This window comes from Mesorhizobium sp. M0208 (assembly GCF_040322015.1).
Taxonomy (GTDB): Bacteria; Pseudomonadota; Alphaproteobacteria; order Rhizobiales; family Rhizobiaceae; genus Mesorhizobium.
In genome coordinates this window covers 1-1,982 of the sequence record NZ_JAMYSP010000103.1, presented here as the reverse complement: position 1 = coordinate 1,982, position 1,982 = coordinate 1, and the positions used below count along the sequence as shown (strand labels likewise).

Sequence of the window (1,982 nt, the reverse complement as noted above, 5' to 3'; positions counted from 1 at the left end):
TTACACCCCCATCCCGCAAAACCCGTTTGCTTTTTGTCTCGTGGGTTCGGATTTGTTTATACTATACTGGGCCTCCCAATAAACACGCCACCGGCCCGGCGGCCGGGTAAATATTCCGGGGCCGCCGCTAGCCACGCCAAGGAGACGAACCATGCCCCGCATCGTCAAGCATTTCCGCCGCGTCATGGCGGCACTCGCCCTGGTCCTGGTCCCGGCCGGCGCGCTGGCGACCATGGCCACCGCCGACCAGTCCGTTGGGCCGGTGCGCTGCGAGATCCGCGCCACGCCGGAAGGGGGCATGGTCTCGCTTGAGGCACTTGCCTATGCCGACAGAAACGTGAGTGGCACCTATTCCTTCCATGTCGAAAGCACTGGTCGCATCGGCGGCACCAGCATCGAGCAGGGCGGCGCCTTCAGCGCCGCGCCCGGCAAGCCAGCTACGCTCGGCGCTGTCACGCTCGACGCGAAGGGCGCCGTTTACGACGCCAAGCTCGAAGTTGCGGTCGATGGCAAGAGCATCGGCTGCGCCGCGCGGGTAGGCGGCGCGACCTGATCGCACCGGCCAGTCTACGAAAAGCGCGTCGGCGTTCGGCGCCCTTTTCTATGTGTGCCGATCAGGGAAAAATGACTGAACGACAGCTGAACGACGGGTTCCGGGATGGTTCAGCCGCAATATTGGAAGGTTGGCCATAGGCTGAGGCAGCCGGAAATGAAGACCAAGATGACCCGCAATATGTTCATAACCCTTACTGCGGCTCTCGTTGCCGGCAGCATCGGCCAGGTGGCGCTGTCCGCACCGGCCTACGCAGGAGGCTGGGTGTCGGTGACATTTGCCCCTGCCAACGCCCGCGACGCCGGCGCCCTGGCGACCGGCCTGCGCGTCTATTCAAAGTATCGCGGCCTGCACGGCGCCAGAATCCGTCAGTCCGGACACGGTAACGCTGCTGGCATCGGCCAGAACGGCCGCGGCAATCTGGGCATCATCCATCAGGAGGGCAACGGCCATTCCGCCATCCTGAGGCAGAACGGCAACGACAACGCCTACGGTATTTTCCAGTTCGGAAGGAACACCGAGGCCCATGTCGTGCAGAACGGCGACGGTGGTGGCGGCGCCATCTTCAGCTACGGCTGGTAACGGCCGATAATCGGGGCGCGAGCGGGACTCGATCCCCTTGCGCGCGACCCAATCATGCGGGCCGAACATCTCGGCAGAGCCGAAGATGTCGGCGCTGCGCAAGCCTACCTCGACGCCGCATATCGCGAGGCCAGCGCCTACCACTACGACGGGGCCCTGGAATTGATCGGGCAGGGACTGGCTGTGAAGAGCAACGCAAGAATGGAACCCGGTCTTTATTGCGCCAGCGGCGACATTCAGCACAATCCAGGTCTTATCGCCGACGCGCGTGCGGCCCATGAGGAGGCCTTGGCGCTGGCCATTGAGGAGAAAGACCACTGCCGCGCCCGCATCGGTCTTGCCGCGGCCAACCGCGTCACGGACGGTCCGGCATCTCATAAGCCTCAACGGTGTTTGGCAGAGCCGTGTCGATTTGCCCGCTGAAACGCGCGCGAGCTCAAGGCTTAATTTCTTTCTGAGGAGGCGCGCTTGGATCAGGACAATCAGGATGTGGCACGTTTTCACACGGAGAGGGCCGGTCGCCAACGCCGCCATAGTGTTTCACGAGTTTTGCGAAACCGTAGGCGAAGGCGAAAAGAAGCGCTAAAACAACCGCTATTCGGACGGCCATGGGGTATTGTAACAGGATCGTGCTCAGAGGGCGCGGATCACTTCCCTCGCGTTTCCTCTGCGAGATCTCCCGTTTCGCGAAGCCGGGAACAAATCGTAATCAGCCTCATCGTGCTAGTCGGTAAGGGGAGATGAGCTGTGGTTAACCCTAATAACCCAAAAATCGAGGCGTCGGCAAATGTCGAAAAGGACCCGGAAGATTGGGTCAGCGGAGATGATCCAATGACCCCCGCACAAG

At 62.0% G+C, this 1,982-nt stretch carries 4 protein-coding genes; all 4 read left to right on the top strand.

All coding sequences use genetic code 11. From position 1 onward, the window contains the following. The first annotated feature begins 151 nt into the window (after nucleotides 1–151). Nucleotides 152–553, top strand: coding sequence for a curli-like amyloid fiber formation chaperone CsgH (gene csgH / locus NKJ17_RS33775; RefSeq protein WP_352692030.1), 402 nt, complete (start codon nucleotides 152–154; stop codon nucleotides 551–553). A gap of 168 nt (nucleotides 554–721) precedes the next feature. Next, a complete protein-coding gene (locus tag NKJ17_RS33770) occupies nucleotides 722–1,135 on the top strand; it encodes a curlin (RefSeq protein ID WP_352692033.1) in 414 nt (137 codons plus the stop codon). Nucleotides 1,136–1,189: 54 nt separating this feature from the next. Next, complete coding sequence (locus tag NKJ17_RS33765; RefSeq protein ID WP_352692029.1) at nucleotides 1,190–1,558, top strand: hypothetical protein; 369 nt, start codon at nucleotides 1,190–1,192, stop codon at nucleotides 1,556–1,558. A gap of 324 nt (nucleotides 1,559–1,882) precedes the next feature. Next, a partial coding sequence (locus tag NKJ17_RS33760) for a DUF3072 domain-containing protein (protein ID WP_352692031.1) occupies nucleotides 1,883–1,982 on the top strand: 100 nt, incomplete at its 3' end.

Excerpts from the sequence above, each read along its gene's own strand:
- NKJ17_RS33770 (WP_352692033.1), top strand. The coding sequence starts at position 722 with ATGACCCGCAATATGTTCATAACCCTTACTGCGGCTCTCGTTGCCGGC.
- NKJ17_RS33765 (WP_352692029.1), top strand. The coding sequence starts at position 1,190 with ATGCGGGCCGAACATCTCGGCAGAGCCGAAGATGTCGGCGCTGCGCAA.
- csgH (WP_352692030.1), top strand. The coding sequence starts at position 152 with ATGCCCCGCATCGTCAAGCATTTCCGCCGCGTCATGGCGGCACTCGCC.